The following is a 19,831-nucleotide window of genomic DNA, read 5'->3' on the forward strand; positions in this document are numbered from 1 at the left end:
GGATCATGACCGATCCTCAGCGCCCCACGACCAACGCCATGCGGCGCGCCCTCCGGCGGGCCCGCGACGGTGTCGCCCTCGACGTGGCCGAGGCCGCCGTCCTGCTCCAGGCGCGGGGGGACGATCTGACCGACCTGGCGTCGTCCGCCGCCCGGGTGCGGGACGCGGGGCTCGACGCGGCGGGCCGGCCGGGAGTGATCACGTACTCCCGCAAGGTCTTCATCCCGCTGACCCGGCTCTGCCGTGACACCTGCCACTACTGCACCTTCGTCACCGTGCCGGGCAAGCTCCGCAAGGCGGGCCACGGGATGTTCCTGTCACCGGACGAGGTTCTCGACATCGCCCGCAAGGGTGCCGAAAAGGGCTGCAAGGAAGCCCTGTTCACGCTCGGCGACCGGCCCGAGGACCGATGGCCCGAGGCGAGGGAGTGGCTGGAGGCCGAGGGGTACGACGACACCCTGGCGTATGTCCGGGCCATGGCGGTCCGGGTGCTGGAGGAGACGGGGCTGCTGCCGCACCTGAACCCCGGTGTCATGACGTGGACGGACCTCCAGCGGCTGAAGCCCGTCGCCCCCTCCATGGGCATGATGCTGGAGACGACGGCGACCCGGCTGTGGTCCGAGAAGGGCGGCCCCCACCACGGCTCCCCGGACAAGGAGCCGGCCGTCCGCCTGCGGGTGCTGGAGGACGCGGGCCGGTCCAACGTGCCGTTCACCACCGGCATCCTGATCGGGATCGGCGAGTCGTACGAGGAGCGGGCCGACTCCCTCTTCGAGCTGCGCAAGACGGCCCGCGCCTACCACGGCATCCAGGAAGTCATCGTCCAGAACTTCCGCGCCAAGCCCGACACCGCGATGCGCGGGATGCCGGATGCCGAGCTGGAGGAGCTGGCCGCCGCGATCGCCGTCGCCCGCCACATCCTCGGCCCCTCGGCCCGAATCCAGGCCCCGCCGAATCTCGTCGACGCCGAGTACGCCCTGCTGATCGGCGCGGGCATCGACGACTGGGGCGGCGTATCGCCCCTCACCCCGGACCATGTGAACCCCGAGCGCCCCTGGCCGCACATCGACGAACTCGCGGCCCGCACCGCTGAGTCCGGATTCCAGCTGCGTGAACGCCTGACCATCTACCCGGAGTTCATCCAGCGGGGCGAGCCCTGGCTCGACCCGCGCCTCCTCCCGCACGTGCGGGCCCTCGCCGACCCGGAGACGGGTCTCGCGAAGGAGGGCGCGATCCCGGCCGGGCTGCCCTGGCAGGAGCCCGACGAGGGCTTCAACGCCTCCGGCCGCACCGACCTGCACCGCACCATCGACACGGACGGCCGCACCGGCGACCGGCGTGACGACTTCGACGAGGTCTACGGCGACTGGGAGGCCCTGCGTGAGGCCGCCGCCCCCGGCATGGTGCCCTCCCGTATCGACGCCGACGTACGCCAGGCCCTGAGCCAGGCCGCCGACGACCCCACGAAGCTCACCGACGCCCAGGCCCTCGCCCTGCTCCACGCCGACGGCCCGGCGCTGGACGAGCTGTGCCGGATCGCGGACACCCTGCGCCGCGACGTGGTCGGCGACGACGTCACGTACATCGTCACCAGGAACATCAACTTCACCAACGTCTGCTACACCGGCTGCCGCTTCTGCGCCTTCGCCCAGCGGCGTACGGACGCCGACGCCTACACCCTCTCCCTGGACCAGGTCGCCGACCGTGCCGCACAGGCCTGGGACGTCGGCGCGGTCGAGGTCTGCATGCAGGGCGGTATCCACCCGGACCTGCCCGGCACCGCCTACTTCGACATCGCGCGGGCGGTGAAGGAGCGCGTCCCCGGCATGCACGTCCACGCCTTCTCACCGATGGAGGTCGTCAACGGCGCGACCCGCACCGGCATGTCCATCCGCGACTGGCTGACCTCCGCCAAGGAGGCCGGCCTCGGCTCGATCCCCGGCACGGCGGCGGAGATCCTCGACGACGAGGTCCGCTGGATCCTCACCAAGGGGAAGCTGCCGACCGCCGAGTGGCTGGAGGTCATCAGGACCGCCCACGAGACGGGCCTGCGCTCCTCGTCCACGATGATGTACGGCCACGTCGACCAGCCCCGCCACTGGCTCGGCCACTTCAGGACGCTCGCCCGCCTCCAGCAGGAGACCGGCGGCTTCACGGAGTTCGTCACGCTCCCCTTCATCCACACCAACGCCCCGGTCTACCTGGCGGGCATCGCCCGCCCCGGCCCCACCGACCGCGACAACCGGGCCGTCACCGCGATGGCCCGCCTGCTGCTCCACCCGCACATCACCAACATCCAGACCAGCTGGGTGAAGCTCGGCGCGGAGGGCGCGGCCGAGATGCTCCGCTCGGGCGCCAACGACCTCGGCGGGACGCTGATGGAGGAGACCATCTCGCGCATGGCGGGATCCGGTTACGGCTCCTACCGCTCGATCCAGGACCTCGTCGCCATCGCCGACCTCGCGGGCCGCCCCGCGAAGCCGCGCACCACGCTCTACGGCGAGGTCCCGGAGGAACGGATCACGGCGGCGGCAGCCTCGGACGGCCACCTGCCGGAGCTGCTGCCGGTGCTGCCGCAGTAGCGGAACGCGGGCTGCTTCCGGAGCCGCACGGCCGGGCTCCGGAAGCGGTTGCTCGCAACTGCCGCTCTGCATACGTCACTCACATGGGTGATCCGAACCCTTTCGGGCGGGGATGGGTGACACTGCGGACATATGCTCCCGGCAAGATCGGTCCCGATGCTCGGAGTGCTTCGAGCATCAAGAGCCACTCGCAGGAGTCCCGCATGGTCAGTTCGCCCCATGAGGCGATGCACCGCATCTTCCAGGAGCACCCGGGCCTGTTCTCCCGTGTCTCGGAAGTACTGGGGATCACGATCGACCCACCCGTCTCGGTCACCGTGATGCCTACCGACCTGACCGAGAACCGTCCACTCGAACGGCGTGTGGACACCCTGCTGCGGCTGGACACGGAGAACGACGAGCCGCTCCTCCTGGCCATCGAGGCCCAGGGAAAGAAGGACACGGACAAGCCGGCGAGCTGGGCCTATTACCTGTCCTACCTGTACACGAAGTACCGGCTTCCGCCGCTGCTGCTGGTCGTCTGCCAGGACCGTGCCACCGCGGAATGGGCCTCCAGCCCTGTCCCCATCGGCCCCCGCCAGTGGCCCGCGCTCACCCTGCGCCCACTCGTCGCGGGCCCGCACAACATGCCGGTGATCACCGATGTCGCCGAGGCTCGCAAGGACCTGGCACTCACGACACTGGCGGCGATCACACATGCCGCCGATCCGGACATCGGTGCCATACTGAAAACGCTGTCGACCGCCCTGCGGGACGTACCGGAAATCATCGCCGATCCCCTGGTCGAACTCACCGCACAAGGCCTGGGCAACCGCCCGGCCGCCCAACAGTGGAGGAACCTGGTGGCCGTGGACCTCTCTTTCTACAAGTCCTTCATGGCTGAGGAAATCCGGGACGAGGGCCGGACGGAGGGCCGGACGGAGGGCCGGACGGAGGGCATCGCGCAGGGCATCCTGCTCTTCCTCGCGCAAGCGGGCGTCGACGTATCGGACGAGGCGCGCGGACGGATCACCACCTGCGGCGACCTGGAGACCCTGAACCGCTGGCTTCTGCGGGCTCCCACCGCCCGGTCGGCCGAGGACGTCTTCGCCGAGGAGTAGGCAGCACCTCGACCGAGGCGACTTCCCGAGGACCGTCGGGTTTTCGTGCCTGCGTCCGCTTGCCGGGCTGTACGTCCACTCCCGGGTCCTGCCCGAGGGCCTCTGAGCCTCGTCAGTGCCCAGTTCAGCTGTCCGTGCCCTCGCCCGCGGCCGTGGAGATCGCGTCGTCCAGCACCTCCCGGGAGCGCCGCAGTTCGTCGATCTTCCGGTCGATGCGGTCGCACTTCACGGAGAGGTCGCTGACCAGGCGCGGGGTGGCGATCGCGGAGGGGCCGCCGTCCGCCGACGGTGTCCCGACCCCGCTCATGGCCACGTACTACGCGCAGCGCGCCTCGGTGGATCTGATCGCGCTCGGCCGCCCTTCCTCGCCAACCCCGACCTGGTCCGCCACATGCGGGCGGGCGCTCCGGTGAACCAGGCCAGCGACGCGTACCTGATGTACGTGGGCGGGGCGACGGGCTACACGGACTGTCCGGCCCTGGCCGACGAGGGGTGACCCGGCTCGGACGGGGTGACCCGCCTCGACGAGGTGAGGCGCAGGTCACACGTCGCGATGTCACACTCCGCCGGGGCCGGTCCGTCGTAGGGGTGAAAGCATCCGCGACAGCTCAGGAGCTGACCATGAACGCGCGAATCGACCTGTTCCGCAACAAGGCCGCCGCCGGCTTCCTCAGGCACATCAACTCGGCCGGGAAGGTGGTCTCCGACTCGGGGCTGCCCGCCGCGACCCAGGAGCTGGTCAAGATCCGGGCCAGCCAGATCAACGGGTGCGGCTTCTGCACCGACATGCACACCAAGGAGGCCACGGAGGCGGGGGAGACGCAGCTCCGGCTCAACCTGATCGCCGCGTGGCGCGAGGCCAACGTCTTCACCGACGCCGAGCGCGCCGCCCTGGAGCTGGCGGAGCAGGGCACCCGCATCGCCGACGCGGCGGGCGGGGTGCCGGACGACGTGTGGGCGAACGCCGCCAAGCACTACGACGAGGACCAGCTCGTCGCCCTCGTGGCGCTGATCGCCGTCATCAACGCCTACAACCGCCTGAACGTCATCGTGCAGCAGCCCGCGGGCGACTACCGGCCGGGGATGTTCGGCTGACCTCCTCACCTGCGGGCGGGAAGACGTTCCCGGCCGCGGGGGCACGGGCCGGAAACCATGAGGAATGCCGCGCACGAGTGCTCTCGCGTACCAGTCAGTACATTCCGTTCCGGCCCTGAACCGCCCCTTCCCGTTCGATTACAGTGCTTGCGCAGTCGCAGGCGGCGGGCGCGGACGGAGGGGGCACGGTGAGCACAGGGACCACAGCTGTCTGGGGCCGTGCACAGCAGCAGGACTTCCGCAGCCGGGTACGGGGATCCCTGCTCGGCGGTGCCATCGGGGACGCGCTGGGGGCCGGGGTCTCGGGGCTCACCCTGGAGGCGATCCGCGCGGCCCACGGCGTCGACGGGGTGGCCGACTTCGTCCCCGTCCAGGGGAGACGGGGGGCCGTCACCGCCGTCACCCAGCTCACCCTGTTCACCGTCGACGGTCTGATCCGGGCCCAGGTCCGGCGCGACACCGGCGCCTGGCATCCGCCCACCGACGTGCACCGTGCCCATCTGCGCTGGGCGGCCACCCAGAGCGCCTGGGGGCCCGACGAGCGCCGCAAGGACAACGGCTGGCTGGCCAGGGAGGAGTGGCTGTACACCCGCCGCGCGCCCACCCGCGAGTGCCTCGCCGGCTTCGGCGACGACACCATGGGCACCCTGGCCGTGCCCAAGAACCCCGCCGCACGCGACTCGGCCGCCCTCACCCGCTCCGCGCCCTTCGGGCTGCTCGTCGGCTGGGAGCCCCAGCTCGTCCTCCAGTTGGCCGTCGAGTGCGCCGCCCACACCCACGGTCACGCCACCGCCCAGCTCGCGGCCGGAGCCTTCGCCCTCCTGGTGCACGGACTGGCCCGGGGCGGGACACTGGACGGCTCGGTCCAGCACGCTCTCGCCCTGCTCGCCGAACGTCCTGGCAGTGAGCAGATCACCGACGCGCTCCGGCAGGCCCTCGGCTCCGTGCGGCAGGGGATACCCGGCCCCGTCCTCATCGAGGCGCTCGGCGACACCGACTCGGCGGAGGAGGTCCTCGCCGTGGCGCTGTACTGCGCGCTGGTCGGCGAGGACGTACGCCACGGGCTGCGGCTCGCCGTGAACCACTCCGGGCCGTCCGCCGCGACAGGGGCCGTCTGCGGGGCCCTTCTCGGGGCCCTCCACGGCGAGACGGCGCTGCCGCCGGCCTGGCTGGCGGAACTGGAGGGGCGTCCGACCCTCCTCGAACTCTCCGACGACTTCGCGATGGAGATGACCCAGGGCCCGGCCCTGCACAGTCCGGCGGCCGTCGCGCCCGGCTGGCTGGCGCGCTACCCGAGGGACTGAGGCGTACAGGGCAGGGATCGGGGGCGCACCGTCCCGCAGGACGGAGGCGGGCGGACGCCGCCGCGCCCGCCCGCCGTTCATGCGCCCCCGCACGGGGGCCCGTCAGTCCTTCACACCCTCCGGAACTCCTGTGCTCTCCGGGCCGGGCTTCTGCTGGGGAACGGCCGCCACCGGGGTTCCGCCGGCAGGGCCGTCGCCGTCCGTGTTGATCATCTCGATCAGGGCGTCGCGCTCCGGGGTGTCCTCGGGCTTGACGAACCCGATGACGACGTAGAGCACCAGCGAGATCGCGAGCGGCAGGGCCACCTGGTACTGCAGGGCGACCGTCGTCTTCACCGAACCGTCGAAGTTGTAGTTGGTGAAGTAGAAGGCGAGCAGTCCCGCCGCCCAGCTGGTGAGCGCCGCCGTCGGACCGGACCTGCGGAACCTGCGCAGCAGGCCCAGCATGAACGGGATCGCGATCGGACCCATCAGACCGGCCACCCACTTGATGACGACCGAGATGATGTCCTTGAACGTCGGCGAGTTGATCTGGGTGGCCAGCGCCATCGACAGGCCGAGGAAGGCGAGCGTCGACAGCCGCGCCGCCAGCAGACCGCTGCGGTCGCTCCAGGTGCGGGCCGCCTTGGAGAAGACCGGGGCGATGTCCCGGGTGAAGACGGCGGAGATGGCGTTGGCGTCGGAGGAGCACATGGCCATCGTGTGCGAGAAGAACCCGACGACGACCAGGCCCAGCAGACCGTGCGGCAGGAGCTGCTCGGTCATCAGGGCGTAACTGTCGGACGCGTCGGGCTTCTTGGCCTCGACGAGCAGCGGGGCGACCCACATCGGGAAGAAGAGCACCGTCGGCCAGACGAGCCACAGGATCGCCGAGAGCCGGGCCGAACGGGTCGCGGACGCCGCGGAGTCCGTGGCCATGTAGCGCTGGGCCTGGTTCCACATGCCGCCGTTGTACTCGAAGGTCTTGATGAAGAGGTAGGCGAGCAGGAAGGTCACCGTGTACGGGCCGGCCGTCGGGTCCGAGTGGCCCTCCGGCAGCTTGTCCCAGACCGTCCACAGCGAGCTGAAGCCGCCCAGCTTGCTCATCGCGATGACCAGCATGGCGAGACCGGCGAAGAGCTGGATGACGAACTGCCCGAGCTCGGTGAGCGCGTCGGCCCACAGCCCGCCGACCGTGCAGTACACGGCGGTGATGATGCCGGTGATGAAGATGCCCTGGGTGAGGGTGATGCCCGTGAAGACGGAGAGCAGGGTGGCGATGGCCGCCCACTTGGCACCGACGTCCACGATCTTCAGGAGCAGACCGGACCAGGCCAGGGCCTGTTGGGTCTGGATGTTGTAGCGGTTCTTGAGGTACTCGAGCGGCGAGGCGACGTGCAGTCGCGAGCGCAGCCGGTTGAGCCGGGGCGCGAAGAGCTTCGCGCCGATGCCGATGCCGATCGCGATCGGCAGGGACCAGGTCACGAAGGACGTGACGCCGTACTGGTACGCGATACCCGCGTAGCCGGTGAACATCACCGCGCTGTAGCCGGACATGTGGTGCGAGATGCCCGAGAGCCACCACGGCATCTTGCCGCCGGCGGTGAAGAAGTCGCTGACATTGTCCACGCGCTTGTGCGACCAGAGTCCGATCGCGACCATCACACCGAAGTATCCGATGAGCACGGCCCAGTCGAGACTGTTCATGTGCCCCCTCCAGGGGTCCGCCTTGTGAACGGGAACGCGCTTCGTCAGTACGGCCGTTCAGCGGTGCCCCCGCGCGGGAACGGGGGACTTCGGGGATTGAACCGCTTGCCCGGGGCCTCGGTCAAGGTTTTCTCGATCAGAGATGTGAACGCAGATCAGCAAGCCGAACAATTTTACGTGTTCTTGACCTTGTGGGGCGTTGTCGTGAACGTGACCACGGCCACACGATGATCGGGCACTTCGTCAGGCTGTGCAGAGAACGACGCAAGGCGGGAACGCCCGAGAATGCAGAAACGACCGCACGGGATGCGGGTCCCGTGCGGCCGAAGAAGGGGGAATGCTGAACCATGCGATGCCTGCGCACCGACGGCGCTCCATGCGCTGTCCGTGCCGGCTGTTGAGCTGTGAGGTGTGCGGTGACGCCGATCGGCGTCACCCTGTGTCCGGTGGTGGTCCGGGCCCTCTCGGTCAGGACGGCGGGCCGGTCGAGAGGGCGCCTGGCGGTCGTGCGCGACGACCGGACACGGTGCGGCGCATGGTGACCGGCGTACCGGTCAGGCGTTGATCGAACCCGACGCGACGTCGCGCACGAAGGTGTTCCACGCTCCGGAGACGAAGGAGAGCGAGGGCCCTTCGGGGGCCTTCGAGTCACGCACGGCGATGGCCTGCGTGACGGGTGACTTCACTTCGACACATGCCCCGTTGCCGCCGGAGTACGACGACTTCGTCCAGTTTTCCGTAGCACCCTGAAGAATAGCCATGTTCACTCCGGTTCAGAGAGTTGATGTGAGTGGCACCAACTTCGTTCCTGTTGGCGTGATCGACGCTACTCGCCAACATCGCTTGGTGGTGGGGCCGTTCACTCGACCGGATGGCATATTCCATGCAGGTCTTCCGCTATGAGGTGGTGACGGTGTATCTTTCCGCCCCCACCTCACTTACATCAGAGCAATTCCTGCACATCAGTCGTTGTCGGACTGTCCTGTTCTCGTGGGTGTCCGACGGGTTCCGGCGGGCCGCCGGGACGCTGTCAGCGGGTGTATCCCTTGGTGATGTCGCTGATGAACTGGCGGGTCTGGTCCACATTCAGCGCCTGTGCCCGCAGATGTTCGTACATGACGCTGTAGCGCTGCACGTCATTCGCCTTCTCCAGGTAGAGGTCGCTGGTGACCCCTTCGATGTAGACGACGCTGGAGTCCGCAGCGTCCGGGAATTCCAGAATGGCGTACTGGCCGTTGATGCCGGGGTGCGCTCCCATGTCGAAAGGCAGTACCTGCACGGTGACGTGGGGCAGCTGGGACTGCTCCACGAGGTGTTCCAACTGCTCGATCATGACCTGCTTGCCGCCGACGAGCCGGCGCAGGGCGGACTCGTCGATGACGGCCCACAGGCGCAGGGGGTGCTCGGGGGCGTTGACCCGGTCCTGGCGGCGGGCCCGGACGTTCACCCGCTTCTCGATGTCCGAGGGCGGCGCCTCGGGCAGCGCTCCGTTGATCAGCGCCTCCGCGTAACTCCGGGTCTGCAGAAGCCCCGGGACGATCTGGGGCTCGTACACGCGGAGGGACTCGGCGTCGGTCTCCAGCCCGATGTAGACGCTGTACGGGATGTCACCGAAGGCGTGCCACCAGCCCTGCTGGCGGGAGTCCTTGGCCATCTGCATCAGGGAGTCGACGACGCGGTGGTCCTCGACCTCGTACACCCCGCAGAGATCGCGCACGTCGCGCTGGCTGATGGAGCGGCGGCCGTTCTCCAGGCGGCTGATCTTCGACTGCGAGACCAGCAGCCGCTCCGCCACCTCCTCGGCCGTCATGCCCTTGATCTCGCGGAGGCGGCGCAATTCCTGGCCCAGCCGGCGTCGCCTGACGGTGGGATTGACGTTGGTCGGCACGGGAACGGCACCTCCGGCTATGCAGCTGTCGTAGCTGTGTGTGTCTACTGCTCAGCAGATTGCCACTCGTGCACCCGGCCGCGCTGGGAAATCGCCACACGCGCCGGGGGCACGCAAGAGCGCGGGGCAGCCGGTGGATCCGGCTGCCCCGCGCCTGGTGCGGCTCCCGAACCGGGTCATGGGGACGTCGGTACGGCGGTATTCGGTACTCCGCGCAGGTGTCCGCGCGGTCGTGCTGTCAGTGGACGGAGGTGTGCACCATGCTGCCGTGCCGTGCTTGCGCTTGCGGCTGCAACGGCACGCCCGCCGTCTGCTGATTACGGCGTGGCTGGACGGCCACACCGTTCTGGACGTCCATCACGGCGTGCGCCACGAGACCGCCCATCGGGTCGTGTCTGATCAGGTCCCGGAGCCGGGAGCGCGATGAGCGCCCCTCGTTACCGGGGTACAGGTGCTTGCCGAGTCCGACCGCGTGGGCCAGTGCGGCGAGCGCCGCGGTCCGCGGGTCCGGCGGTACGCCGGTGCGGATCGCACTGTCCAGCCGGGCTCTGATGTCCCGGCTGATCGCCGTGTCCGTCGCCTGGTAGCGAGTCGTCGGCAGCACTCCGCACATCTGGCCCGCCACGGCATGAACCATGCCGCACCGCTCCAGGTGAGCGAGATAGATCTGGCGAAGTCCCAGTCGGGGTCCGCCGATCCAGTGGACCGCCCGAACCGGACTGCCACGACGGCGCAGCAGTTCCAGTGCGGAGTCCAGAGTCGGATCTCCTGTCGGCCGTGGCATCACCACGGCTATACGATCCCCGTCAGGGGCTATCCGTCCTGCCAGAGCCAGCTCTACTAGCTGTGCCCCGGCCAGGCCGAGGTCGAGCGACTGCGGCTGCGCTGTGGTACCCGTGGTCGGGTCCAGAGCGAGCAGCAGAAGCTCCTCCGGAATCGTTCTGCGGCTCCTGCCCATCCATGCCTCCCCGCGTGGATGAGTGACAGGGTGACCCCTCTCACATTGGTCTGTCGAGGGTGCCTGGGTGCTTTGTGAGGGAACCGTTAGGTATGTCGTCCTCGTCTAGCGGTTCGGCCAAGGGTTCACACAGGACACTGGTAGATGGTTCGGACAGTGCGGGCATGGCCCCGCTGCGCATCAAGGAGGTAATCGGTGGCGGGCGAGTCCCCCGACAAGTCGGAGCAGCGGAAGTCGTCGGGGACGGCTGAGGAGCGCGATCCGCGCCTCGCCGTGTTCCGCGAACCGGGCGCCGGGGCGGACGGGAATACGGCGAACGGGACGACCGGCGCCGAGACGGACCGGGAGACCGCTGTCTTCCGCCTCCCGCACTCCGGGGAGTCCGAAGCGCCCGAGGGTGCGGCGGCCCCCTCGGAGGGCTCTGAGGGCCCTGAGGGGGCTTCTGCGCCCCGCGAGGAGGCAGAGGGGCCCGCGGAGGCGCAGGACGCGACCGGGGCGGCCACGGCGGCGCCTGAGGCTTCCGCGGACGAGGACGGACCTTCGGCCCACGGGGCGGACCCGGACTCCGGCGCGGACGCGGACGCCGCGTCCGAAAGCGCTCCGGCTTCCGAGGCCGAGGCCGCACCCGGCCCGGAGTCCGCTGCCGACCCGGATGCGGATGGCGACTCCGGCGAGCGGGCCGAGACCGCGTCGGGCTCGGCGAAGCCGGACTCCGACCCGGACTCCGACCCGGACTCCGACCCGGACTCCGGCGCGGACTCCGGGGCCTCCGAGGCCTCCGGTTCCTCCGGGGCCGGCGCCGAGCCCGCTGCCGAGTCGACCCCGACCGACGCACGGCTGCGCGCCGCTGTCGCGGCGTGGGTGGCGACCGGGCCGGACGACGAATCCGCGGCTCGGAGCAGTGACGGCGAGGACGGGGACGGGCGCGAGGACGAAGCGGTCCGCGGCGACGACGGCCCGGCAGCCGCCGAGGGGAAGCCGGCGAAGGCCGGCGCCGAGGCGTCGGCGGACGACGGCGGGACGACGGACGCCGACGGGCGCGACGCGACGGCTGAGTCCGAGTCCGAGGCCGAGTCCGACAGCGACGCCGAGTCCGACGCCGATGCCGAGTCCGAGCCCGATGCCGGCAGTGACACCGCCGCCGGGTCCGAGGCATCCCCCGACACCGCCGACGTGCCGGCCGTCAGCGCCTCCGAGGACGCTCCGCGCGTCCCGAGGACCCGCGGGGAATCCTCGCCCGCCGAGGACGCGGAGCCCGCGCGTGACGGGCGAGGAATCGATCATCCGACCGCCGTCTTCAAGGCCCTGCGGACCGAGCAGGTCGACCAGCCGACGACCGCGCTGAAGCTCCCTCCGAAGGAGTCGGAGGCCGGCCGGAAGCCCGCGTCCTGGGCCGCCAAGGCCTCCGGCTCCACCCCTGCCGAGGCGCCCGCCGAGCGGACCAGCACGTTCGTGCCGCTGCGCTCGGACGACGTGCCCCCCGCTGCCGTGGTCGGCCCCACCGTCACCCCGGACGTCACCGCGGGGCCGGGGACGCCCGCGAGCCCCGGGGCCGGTCCGGCCGAGGCCGAGCGGACCCGGCAGCAGCCCATGCCGCCCAGGCCACCGCTCGACCTGCTGGCCGAGCTCACGAACACCCCGCCGCCCCCGGAGACACCGGTGCGCACGGCGGTCCGCCGGGTCAAGATCTGGACGCCGCTCGTCCTGCTCGCCCTGATCGTCTTTGCGATCGCGCAGTCGGTGCGCCCGCTTCCCGACCCGACGCTGACGCTGTCCGCCTCCCCGACGTACACCTTCGGGGGCGACAAGCTGGACATGCCGTGGCCGGCGGAGGGCCAGGGCGCCGTCGAGGTCGAGGGCGTCGGCACCATCGGCTCGTACGGCAAGGAGAAGTCCGCGCCGATCGCGAGCATGGCGAAGGTGATGACCGCCTACGTGATCCTGAAGGGCCACCCGATCACCGGTGAGCAGACCGGCGAGAAGATCGAGGTCGACAAGCAGGCGGCCAAGGAGGCCGCCATCACGGACGAGTCGACGGCCGGGATCAAGGAGGGCGACACCTACACGGAGCGCCAGATGCTCCAGATGCTGATGATCCCGTCGGGCAACAACGTGGCTCGGCTGCTGGCCCGTTGGGACGCCACCACGGAGAAGGCCTTCGTCGAGAAGATGAACGCGGCGGCCGAGGACCTCGGCATGACGAACTCGACCTACACGGATCCGAGCGGTCTGAAGTCCTCCACCGTCTCCACGCCCGCCGACCAGATCAACCTGGGCAAGGCGGTCATGCAGAACGACATCTTCCGCGAGATCGTCAACATGCCGCAGGCGGACATCCCGGGCGTCGGCAAGATCTACAACAACAACACCATCCTCCTGAAGGACGGGGTCAGCGGGATCAAGACCGGATCGTCGACCCCGGCCGGCGGCAACCTGCTCTGGACCGCCGACACGGTCGTCGACGGCAAGTCCCGCCGGATCATCGGTGCGGTGATGGGCGCGAACACCGACGGCACCCTGTACGCCAAGCTGGATCGCGCCATCCAGAACAGCTTCCAGCTCATCCAGGCCGCCCAGAAGGGGGTCGACTCCGCCACCGTCCTCAAGAAGGGCCAGGTCGTCGGGTACGTCGACAACGGCTTCGGCAAGCAGACCCCCCTGGTCGCCACCAAGGAACTGAAGGCCGTCGGATGGGGCGGGCTCGAGGTCGATCTCAAGCTGACCGACGGAGGCGCGGTCCCGGCGCAGCAGGCCGCGGCGGGCACGGTCGTGGGCGAGGTGACCGTCGGCACGGGGACGGGCAAGGTCTCGGTCCCCGTGGCCCTGCAGAGCGAGATGACGGAACCGGCCTTCGGCGACAAGCTCACCCGCATCACCTGAGTGACCGGCCGGTTCCCCGCCCCCGCCACGCGGGGGCGGGGAACTGTCCGGCGATAGACCGGCGCGGAGAAAATGCTGCGTGCTAGCGTCCCGAGCAACGGTGGGGCGCCGGGACGCGTCCTTCCGGGTACGGATGAGGCCGGCGCGGCAGACCGACGGTTCGGCAGGCCAGGGCAGGGACGGGGAGAGTCGCAGTGACCACCGCTGAGCCGACACGGGCCAACGACAGTCCGCCCGTGCCTCCCGCCGCAGCACGGTCCGTCCGGATCCCGGCGCAGCCCGTCGGGGACGACGACGGCTCCCGCGGCTCGGCACGGAGCCGCCTCGGTCGCCACCCGGTCCTGGTGACGACCGCGGTCGCCGCCGCCGTGCACATCCTGTGGTTCTTCTTCTTCGCGAACAGCGGCGGCGACATCGCCGCTCAGGACGCCTGGTCCGAGTTCGTCGGCCGTCACCCCGGCACGGCGTACAACCTCGCCTGGTACGGGGGCATGCACCCCGTCTCCTACAGCGTCGTGTCGCCCTACCTGATGTCGGTGCTGGGCGTCCGTACGACGATGATGATCGCCGGCACGGTGTCCTCGGCGCTCACCGCCCTGATCCTGGTGCGGGTTCCCGCCGTCCGTAACCCGCTGGCGTGCGCGCTCGCCGGTGTCTTCGCGTACCTGTGCAACGCCCTGTCCGGCCGGGTGACGTTCGGGCTCGGCATGATGTTCGCGCTCGGCGCCGTCGCCGCCGTCTTCTGCTGGCCCCATCGCTGGCGGTACAAGAGGTGGGCGAAAGCCGTCGTCGCCGCGCCGCTGGCCGGTCTCGCGACGGCCGGCAGCCCGGTAGCCGGGCTCTTCCTCGGCGTGGTCGCCGCGGCGCTCTTCCTGAACAAACGGCGTCCCGGGGCGTACGCGATCGGGCTGCCGCCCGTCCTGGTGGTGGTGCTCTCCGCGTGGCTGTTCCCGTTCTCCGGCACGCAGCCGATGGCGCTGGGCACCCTCTCGCTGCCGTTCCTGTACGCCGTCCTCGTCTTCGTCCTGGTGCCCCGCGACTGGCACACCGTGCGCACGGCCGCCGCGGTCTACGGATCGGGGACGCTGCTGACCTACGTGGTCGACTCGCAGATCGGCTCGAACGTGTCACGCATGGCGATGCTGTTCGCCGGTGTCGTCCTGCTCGCCGCGCTGCCGTACACGGCTCCGCGCACCCGGCGCTGGTACGCGCTGGTCCTCGTCTTCGTGGGGCTGAACTTCTGGATCGGCTTCAAGGGGATCGACGACATCGTCCGTACCGCCCCCACCGCCTCGTGGACCCGTGAACTGGCCCCGCTGGTCGACCAGCTCCAGAAGGTCGACGCGGAGAAGGGGCGCGTCGAGGTGGTGCCCCCCAGCAGCCACCGGGAGGCCTCGGCGCTCGACACGTACGTCAACCTGGCCCGGGGCTGGAACCGGCAGGCCGACATGAAGCGCAACCCCCTCTTCTACGACGACACCCTCGACGCGGTGAACTACCGCGAGTGGCTGGACCGCTGGGCCGTGCACTACGTGGTGCTGCCGAAGGGGAAGCCGGACTCCGGGGGCGAGCAGGAGGCGGCCCTCGTCGAGAAGGGGCAGCCCTATCTGAGGGCGGTCTGGAGTGACGCCAACTGGAAGCTCTTCCGGGTCCTGGACCCGGTGCCGCTCGCCGATCCGCCCGCGACGGTGGAGCGCGCCGGCGACGACAAGCTGACGATCCGCGTGCAGTCGGCGGGACGGGTCCTGATCCGGATCCCGTACTCCCGCTGGCTCGCCCTCGTCGACGACCAGGGCAAGAGCGTGGAGCGCCCGCAGGAGACGGAGGCCTCGAAGAAGCGCTCCGCGGAGGACGGGGACGCCCCCAAGGACTTCACGAACGCCCACGGCTGCCTGATCAAGGTGGACGAGGACGGGGACGGCGACGAGTGGACCGAGCTCCTCGCGCCGCGCCCCGGTGTCTACCGCCTGGCGGCGCCGTACCAGCTGCAACCGGGCACGCCGTGTCCTGAGGAACTGCGTCAATAGTGCGGGAACCCTCCCTACGGGCAGGCAGCACTGGCAAGGTGTGCTGCCATGAGGTGCCAACATTGCGGCGGCGAACACATCGGTCCGCTGCCGGGCATGGTCTGTCCCGGGTGCGGTTCCGCGGAACGCGCGCCGCGCGGGAGCGATTCCTGGATCGCCCGGGAGACGCTGACGGGCCGCGTCTCCACCCTGCCCAGGAGACGGAAGGTGCTGCTGGCTGCGGGGGTCGCCGTGGCCGTGGGGGGGCTGGCCACCGCCGTGTCCCTGCTCGCCGCGGGGGCCGGAGGCGTCCGCCCGGAGGCCACGGGCCGGGCCGGCGCCGCACCGGTGCCGATCGGCGGCGGGGCGCCGACCCGGATCGGGCCCGAGGACACCGGGCCGCCCGGTGACGACGCACCTCAACCCCCTGACGACGGGGGCCGATACCGCTTCACGGAGTGGGCGGGACCGGGGTGCACCACGGGCGGCTACGCGGAGTACGGGCGCTTCGAGAAGGGCGACGCGGGCTGGTACACCGTCGACACGGGGGGTTTCACGGACAGCTCCTGCGACGGCCGGTTCAGCGCCGTCCCGATGTCGGGCAGCCCCGGCCAGGACCGGGGGAGCAGCGCCGTCTGGTCCTGGCACCTCGGTGAGGGCTTCCGCGAGTGCGCGCTGACCGTCTTCGTCCCCAGCAGCGTCCGCGACCGGGATGTGGCGGGAGACCCCACCGTGTACCGGGTCCTCTCCGACCCTCGGAACACCGACTCGGCCTACACGGGCTTCGCCGTGAGTCAGCCCGAGCACCGGGGCACGGCCGTCGACGTACGGACCTACCCGGTCAAGGGGGACACCTTCGCCGTGCAGCTGGTCGACCGGGGCCGGGACTGGGGAGACGCGGCGCTGGTGGGCGCGCACCACGCGGCGGCGCAGCTGAAGGCGTCGTGCCGGTGACCCGGTGACCCGGTGACCCGGTGACCCGGTGGGAGCGGGCCCGGAAGGCCGGTGACGGGCCACGAGGGCCGCGCCCAGCCTCTCCAGCAGCGCGGGTGGCCCGGTGACCGGGTGGCCCCGTGACTGGTCGCACCGCTGAACGATGCGTGCCCGGTGACCGTCCGCCCGCTCACCGGACGTACGCGCGGTCCCGTTCCGTCAGGTGCGCGGCAGGGCCGGCCGCCCTCAGCACCACGTCCAGCGCACGTTCCGGGTCGGCGGCGTAACAGCCGCTGGCCCAGGCGGCGTTGGCCTCGACGGCCGCCCACTGCCCCGCGTCGGTGACTCCGACGTCGACGACGATCGCGGACGGCAGGGTGGGCCCGACGGCATCGAGCAGCTCCGATCCGAAGGCGTGTGCCCCGGGGGACAGGGGGGCCAGGTCGAGTCGCCCCGAGGTGGCGTACCGGCTGCCGGTGTGGACCTGGCCGTCGAGCAGATACAGCCGGTACTCCGCCTCGAACACGACGACATCGCTCACCAGCACCACCGTCTCCGGATCGACCGCGTCCGGCCCCGGCAGCCGGGACCCGTCCGTGTAGACCAGCGCCGGAATGCTCTTGTCGTTCGGCGACTTGGCGAAGACGGGGCGGCGCAGCCCGTACGCCTCACGGATGGGCACGGCACGGATCTCGCGCCGGAGGAACGCCGGGGGCAGCCGGGACAGCCAGTCGGCGGGCGCTTCGAGCGGTGCGATGCCCAGTGCGGGAGCCACGGCATCGGCGAAGGACGGACCGGCGTGCAGATACGCGTCCCCGTCGGGCAGCTCCCCGGGCACCGTGTGATCCGGCAGCTGGACCGTTCGCAGACCCCGGCGCCGGGCGGTGTCGCGGAGCGTCCGGGCGGAGTCGGTGAGACGGGGCGGGAGGATGAGGGGCATGCGTACGGATCCTGCCGCAGCGGGGGTCCCCGGACCACCGGATTTCGTTCGACAGCGCGGCGGGGTCCGGCTTCCACGGGGCGGGTGCACGCCAAGGAGACGAAGACCGATGCGGGCGCGGGGCAGGGGCTGGGCACTCTCGATCGCGCTGATGGAACTCTCGTCCCACCGGACGTCGAACCCGGTGATGGCGGCGACGGCCCGGCAGGTGATCGCGGAGGTCCTGGAAGGCGCGAGGGAGAGCCAGGCCGTCCCGTGGGTCACAGGAGACGCGTCCGGCCCCGGATCAGGACGAACGCGACGACGGCGGCGGTGACGGCGAGCATGATGCCGGCTCCGAGCCACTGCATCGTCTGCATCTGGGAGGCGGGGAGATAGTCGATGGACCAGCCGATGACGTGCCGGGAGTCCAGGCAGGAGGCGTGGTCCTGGGCGTTCTCCGACGTGTCGAGGCAGGTCGTCCAGTCCAGACGGTCCCCGGTGCCGGTGAGGAAGTAGGTGCCCTGCCCCTGCTGCTCCGCCTGGGCGGGCAGTTCCGGACGTACGGCGCCGGGCCCGACGCCCTGGTCGGTGCTGATCGACCGGACGTTCCCGAGGCTCCGCCAGCACTCGTCCCAGACGAACCCGATCGCCACGACGATGCCGAGCGTGACCACCATCGACGCCAGCGTGCGGCGCAGGAGCATGCCCACCGCCGCGCCCACGGCGAACGTGAGCAGGACGTAGGCCACCGGTATGACACCCGTGACGTCGAAGAAGGAGGTCCATGACAGGGAGGCGGAACGCCCCTTGACCGGGCTCCACCACCAGCTGAACGCGGTGGTGAGCAGCGCCGTGCACAGGGCGAGCAGGGCGGCGGGCACGGCGAGCTTCACGGTGAGCCACCGCAGCCGGCCGACGGACTGCGAGGTCACCAGCTTGGCGGTGCCGGATTCGAGGTCACCCGCGATGAGCGGGGCACCGAGGAAGACGCCGGCCAGGACGGGGAGGTAGCCGAGACAGCTTCCGACGCTGAACACGCGGTCGGCGTATTTCTCGAACTCGCCCGGCATGCCGCCCTTCGCCCCGGATGCGTCATGGGCGGCCAGGTAGTCCGTCATCTGTCCGCGCTGGTGGATCATGACGACCACGCCGACGAGGGTGAGCGCGATGACGGTCCAGAACGCGGCGCGGTGCTGGCGCCACACGAGCCAGGCAGGACCGCCGAGCCGGAATCCGGTCGGCCGTGAGCCCCGTCCGTCGTGCGGGCGACCTGCGGGAGACGCGTGAGCCGGGTCCCGGGTGAGGGTGGTCATACGGTCACAGCCTTCGTCCGGTCGCGGGTGATGATGTCGTGGATGTCGCCGGGCCGGGCGCCGGGGGTGATCAGCGCAGGCGCGTCGGGCGATCGGAGATAGGCGAGCAGGAGCTCCTCCAGGGTGGGGGGCTCGGCCGCCGGTCCGTCGTGCGCGATCGGTCCGCCCAAACGTACGAGGACGCCCGGGCGGCCTTCGCCGCGGTGGGAGTCGATGACCGTGTGCGGGGCGGCGGCGGGGGACGGGTCACGCGCCGGGACGTCGAGCAGGGCGTGCGCGGCGCGCAGTTCGTGGACCTCGCCGGCGAGACGCAGTCCGCCGTCCGCCACGACGAGGAGGTAGTCGCAGATGTGCTCCAGCTCGGCGAGCATGTGCGAGGACACCAGCACCGTCGTGCCGTGCTCGGCGGCCTCCGCCTTCAGCGTGCCCATGAGTTCGCGGCGGACCAGCGGATCCAGATCGGCCGTCGGCTCGTCGAGGATGAGCAGGTCGGGGCGTTTCCCGAAGGCCAGGGCGAAGGCGACCCGGGTGCGTTGCCCGCCCGACAGAGTTCCGACCTTCGCCTTCAGCGGCACCTGGCCCGCGCGGACGATGCCCTCGGCGACCTCCTGGTCCCAGCGAGGATTGAACTCGCTTCCCAGCCGCAGGGTCTCGGCCACGGTGAAGCGCCGGAACAGGGGCTTCTCCTGCGTCAGGAACGCGGTCCGCGAAACGGCCTCCGTCGACCCCGGCGCCGCACCGAAGACCCGCAGGGCGCCGGCGGTCGGCCGGATCATGTGGGTGGCCAGCCCCATCAGGGTGCTCTTGCCGGCCCCGTTGGGGCCGACCAGGCCGCACACCCGCCCGGCCGGCAGCCGGAAGGAGACGTCCTGGAGGGCCCAGCCGCGCCGGTACTCCTTGCCGAGCCCACGGGCCTCGATCGCGGGCTCGCCCGAGCGGGGTGCGAAACCCGCTCCACTTCCGTGGTGCATGTCCGGGTATTCCATCGGTGGGCTCCTGAGCGTGGGGGAGGAACGGCCCTGTACGGGGAGGAGGGGCCGGTTGTGTGTGTCGGGGCAAAGCGCCTGCGCCTGCGCGGGCGGCCGGTGGGGCCGGCAGGGCCGGCTCGGGTCCGGATCGGCTCTGCTCCGGTCCGGCTCGGGTCGGGCTCGGGTCCGGCTCCGG

General features: G+C 70.8%; 14 protein-coding genes and 3 pseudogenes. 9 read left to right on the forward strand and 8 right to left on the reverse strand.

Going from position 1 to position 19,831, the window contains the following annotated elements; translation table 11 throughout:
• The first annotated feature begins 5 nt into the window (after nt 1–5).
• Both B9S57_RS29160 and B9S57_RS29165 read left to right on the forward strand, forming a co-directional pair.
• Nucleotides 6–2,582 carry a bifunctional FO biosynthesis protein CofGH gene (locus B9S57_RS29160; protein WP_103760172.1) on the forward strand — a complete coding sequence of 859 codons (2,577 nt, stop codon included), beginning with the start codon at nt 6–8 and terminating at the stop codon, nt 2,580–2,582.
• A gap of 203 nt (nt 2,583–2,785) precedes the next feature.
• On the forward strand, nt 2,786–3,682 hold the full coding sequence (locus B9S57_RS29165) for a hypothetical protein (RefSeq protein ID WP_103760173.1): 897 nt from the start codon (nt 2,786–2,788) through the stop codon (nt 3,680–3,682).
• A gap of 124 nt (nt 3,683–3,806) precedes the next feature.
• Here B9S57_RS29165 and B9S57_RS29170 read toward each other — a convergent pair.
• Nucleotides 3,807–3,965, reverse strand: a pseudogene (locus B9S57_RS29170) (MerR family transcriptional regulator); the annotation flags it as partial.
• Between the two features lie 55 nt (nt 3,966–4,020).
• Between B9S57_RS29170 and B9S57_RS29175 the strand changes: the two are divergent.
• From B9S57_RS29175 to B9S57_RS29185, 3 genes and pseudogenes are all read left to right on the forward strand, one after another.
• Nucleotides 4,021–4,178 (forward strand): annotated as a pseudogene (locus B9S57_RS29175) (alkene reductase); the annotation flags it as partial.
• A gap of 125 nt (nt 4,179–4,303) precedes the next feature.
• On the forward strand, nt 4,304–4,777 hold the full coding sequence (locus B9S57_RS29180; RefSeq protein ID WP_103760174.1) for a carboxymuconolactone decarboxylase family protein: 474 nt from the start codon (nt 4,304–4,306) through the stop codon (nt 4,775–4,777).
• A 188-nt stretch (nt 4,778–4,965) separates the two neighbouring features.
• Complete coding sequence (locus B9S57_RS29185; RefSeq protein ID WP_103760175.1) at nt 4,966–6,081, forward strand: ADP-ribosylglycohydrolase family protein; 1,116 nt, start codon at nt 4,966–4,968, stop codon at nt 6,079–6,081.
• A gap of 102 nt (nt 6,082–6,183) precedes the next feature.
• Here B9S57_RS29185 and B9S57_RS29190 read toward each other — a convergent pair whose 3' ends face one another.
• The 4 genes from B9S57_RS29190 to B9S57_RS29205 all read right to left on the reverse strand — a co-directional run bounded on the left by B9S57_RS29190 (nt 6,184) and on the right by B9S57_RS29205 (nt 10,613).
• Entirely contained in the window at nt 6,184–7,767 is a 1,584-nt protein-coding gene (locus B9S57_RS29190; protein WP_103760176.1) for a sodium:solute symporter family protein, read from the reverse strand.
• 554 nt (nt 7,768–8,321) lie between these two features.
• Complete coding sequence (locus tag B9S57_RS29195) at nt 8,322–8,528, reverse strand: DUF397 domain-containing protein (RefSeq protein ID WP_014155679.1); 207 nt, start codon at nt 8,526–8,528, stop codon at nt 8,322–8,324.
• 269 nt (nt 8,529–8,797) lie between these two features.
• A complete protein-coding gene (locus tag B9S57_RS29200) occupies nt 8,798–9,655 on the reverse strand; it encodes a helix-turn-helix transcriptional regulator (RefSeq protein ID WP_103760177.1) in 858 nt (285 codons plus the stop codon).
• Between the two features lie 238 nt (nt 9,656–9,893).
• Nucleotides 9,894–10,613, reverse strand: a complete 720-nt coding sequence (locus B9S57_RS29205) for a GPP34 family phosphoprotein (RefSeq protein ID WP_103760178.1) — start codon at nt 10,611–10,613, stop codon at nt 9,894–9,896.
• A gap of 195 nt (nt 10,614–10,808) precedes the next feature.
• Between B9S57_RS29205 and B9S57_RS29210 the strand changes: the two genes are divergently transcribed.
• The 3 genes from B9S57_RS29210 to B9S57_RS29220 all read left to right on the forward strand — a co-directional run bounded on the left by B9S57_RS29210 (nt 10,809) and on the right by B9S57_RS29220 (nt 16,453).
• Nucleotides 10,809–13,493, forward strand: coding sequence for a D-alanyl-D-alanine carboxypeptidase (locus B9S57_RS29210; RefSeq protein WP_181011520.1), 2,685 nt, complete (start codon nt 10,809–10,811; stop codon nt 13,491–13,493).
• Between the two features lie 194 nt (nt 13,494–13,687).
• Nucleotides 13,688–15,520 (forward strand): hypothetical protein, encoded by a 1,833-nt coding sequence (locus B9S57_RS29215; RefSeq protein ID WP_103760179.1) that lies wholly within the window; start codon nt 13,688–13,690, stop codon nt 15,518–15,520.
• Nucleotides 15,521–15,568: 48 nt separating this feature from the next.
• Nucleotides 15,569–16,453: an adhesin gene (locus tag B9S57_RS29220; protein WP_258036689.1), complete on the forward strand. Its 885-nt coding sequence runs from the start codon at nt 15,569–15,571 to the stop codon at nt 16,451–16,453.
• A 169-nt stretch (nt 16,454–16,622) separates the two neighbouring features.
• On the opposite strand, the gene B9S57_RS29225 is transcribed toward B9S57_RS29220, so the two are convergent.
• Nucleotides 16,623–17,372, reverse strand: a complete 750-nt coding sequence (locus B9S57_RS29225) for an ATP-grasp domain-containing protein (protein WP_103760180.1) — start codon at nt 17,370–17,372, stop codon at nt 16,623–16,625.
• A 115-nt stretch (nt 17,373–17,487) separates the two neighbouring features.
• Between B9S57_RS29225 and B9S57_RS35990 the strand changes: the two are divergent.
• Nucleotides 17,488–17,688: pseudogene (locus B9S57_RS35990) on the forward strand (hypothetical protein); the annotation flags it as partial.
• Here the strand turns inward: B9S57_RS35990 and B9S57_RS29235 are convergent.
• Together B9S57_RS29235 and B9S57_RS29240 are read right to left on the reverse strand one after the other, a co-directional pair.
• The gene (locus B9S57_RS29235) at nt 17,633–18,667 is read right to left on the reverse strand and encodes an ABC transporter permease subunit (protein ID WP_103760181.1); all 1,035 of its coding nucleotides are present in this window, start codon (nt 18,665–18,667) and stop codon (nt 17,633–17,635) included. The pseudogene B9S57_RS35990 and the gene B9S57_RS29235 sit on opposite strands and share 56 nt — an antisense overlap.
• Nucleotides 18,664–19,653 (reverse strand): ABC transporter ATP-binding protein, encoded by a 990-nt coding sequence (locus tag B9S57_RS29240; protein WP_103760182.1) that lies wholly within the window; start codon nt 19,651–19,653, stop codon nt 18,664–18,666. Before B9S57_RS29240 ends, B9S57_RS29235 begins: the two co-directional genes overlap by 4 nt.
• Between the last annotated feature and the right edge of the window lie 178 nt (nt 19,654–19,831).

This window comes from Streptomyces sp. SM10 (assembly GCF_002910915.1).
In the GTDB taxonomy this organism is placed as follows: domain Bacteria; phylum Actinomycetota; class Actinomycetes; order Streptomycetales; family Streptomycetaceae; genus Streptomyces.

Excerpts from the sequence above, each read along its gene's own strand:
- B9S57_RS29160 (WP_103760172.1), top strand. The coding sequence starts at position 6 with ATGACCGATCCTCAGCGCCCCACGACCAACGCCATGCGGCGCGCCCTC.
- B9S57_RS29165 (WP_103760173.1), top strand. The coding sequence starts at position 2,786 with ATGGTCAGTTCGCCCCATGAGGCGATGCACCGCATCTTCCAGGAGCAC.
- B9S57_RS29180 (WP_103760174.1), top strand. The coding sequence starts at position 4,304 with ATGAACGCGCGAATCGACCTGTTCCGCAACAAGGCCGCCGCCGGCTTC.
- B9S57_RS29190 (WP_103760176.1), bottom strand. The coding sequence starts at position 7,767 with ATGAACAGTCTCGACTGGGCCGTGCTCATCGGATACTTCGGTGTGATG.
- B9S57_RS29195 (WP_014155679.1), bottom strand. The coding sequence starts at position 8,528 with ATGGCTATTCTTCAGGGTGCTACGGAAAACTGGACGAAGTCGTCGTAC.
- B9S57_RS29205 (WP_103760178.1), bottom strand. The coding sequence starts at position 10,613 with ATGGGCAGGAGCCGCAGAACGATTCCGGAGGAGCTTCTGCTGCTCGCT.
- B9S57_RS29220 (WP_258036689.1), top strand. The coding sequence starts at position 15,569 with ATGAGGTGCCAACATTGCGGCGGCGAACACATCGGTCCGCTGCCGGGC.
- B9S57_RS29225 (WP_103760180.1), bottom strand. The coding sequence starts at position 17,372 with ATGCCCCTCATCCTCCCGCCCCGTCTCACCGACTCCGCCCGGACGCTC.
- B9S57_RS29235 (WP_103760181.1), bottom strand. The coding sequence starts at position 18,667 with ATGACCACCCTCACCCGGGACCCGGCTCACGCGTCTCCCGCAGGTCGC.
- B9S57_RS29240 (WP_103760182.1), bottom strand. The coding sequence starts at position 19,653 with ATGGAATACCCGGACATGCACCACGGAAGTGGAGCGGGTTTCGCACCC.